Annotated in this window: 1 protein-coding gene; it reads left to right on the top strand. The window is 39.2% G+C overall.

The window, feature by feature from the left end; genetic code table 11:
- Nucleotides 1-24: 24 nt before the first annotated feature.
- Nucleotides 25-515: hypothetical protein (locus tag IE260_RS43565; protein ID WP_506005124.1), on the top strand; the 491-nt coding region annotated here is incomplete at its 3' end.

Raw genomic sequence — 515 nt, forward strand, 5'->3', positions numbered from 1 at the left:
TTGTGCATGGTGTTTATTAGCGGGGTGAATAGTTATTTAAGCGAGAATGAAAAGCCGGCTAAATTAGCCCTTTTATTTGAAAAACTCTACCAGCAAAAGCTTGAAGAAGTCTTAAAAAAAGAAAATTTAGATGAAAATTACAGAGCGTATTTGGAACGCACCAAAGACAATATTCAAAAAGTGCATGGAGGGTATTTTGCTAAAAGCAAGAAAGAGAGCGATGAAACCCAAGTGATCGCGCTAATTTTAAAAGAAAAAGAAAAATTGCTGAGTTTTGAATCCGATCTCAGGTTTATTTTTTCGCAATGGGCGTTGCAAGAGGGGTGGGATAACCCTAATGTGATGACGATTTGCAAATTAGCCCCTAGCCATTCCAATATCACTAAATTGCAACAAATCGGTAGGGGGTTAAGGCTCGCTGTGAATGATAAGGGCGAACGCATCACTAAAGAGCATGCTGATTTTGATTTTGTCAATAAATTGGTGGTGGTCGTGCCGCAAGTTGAGGGGGATTT

Origin of the sequence: Streptomyces viridiviolaceus (assembly GCF_014650995.1) — a bacterium.
Taxonomy (GTDB): Bacteria; Actinomycetota; Actinomycetes; order Streptomycetales; family Streptomycetaceae; genus Streptomyces; species Streptomyces viridiviolaceus.